Genomic DNA, 255 nt, shown 5'->3' on the forward strand with positions numbered 1-255 from the left:
CGTCACCCTTGCTGTTCGATCGCGGCCGCTGCCGGCGCAACCACCACAACCGCACCAACTCGGTTCGCAGTTCGACTTCGGGGACCGCTTCCTGCAACTGACGGTGCAGGCGGTCCAGGAACGTCAACGTCTCCGGGGTCTGGAGGTAGTTTCGGACCTTGGACCACTCACGACCCGACAACAAAGGGAGCGCCAAGGCGATCTGCTGCTCCGCCCAGACTCGGTCGTTCAATTGACCCTCGGGACGAAACACCG

1 protein-coding gene is annotated in these 255 nt (G+C 63.1%); it reads right to left on the minus strand.

Annotation, left to right across the window (positions count from 1 at the left end):
- Positions 1 to 232 (minus strand): hypothetical protein (locus ACYOEI_RS41390; protein ID WP_462856512.1); only part of this gene is annotated, 232 nt, incomplete at its 3' end.
- Positions 233 to 255: the final 23 nt, after the last annotated feature.

Source organism: Singulisphaera rosea, assembly GCF_054877945.1.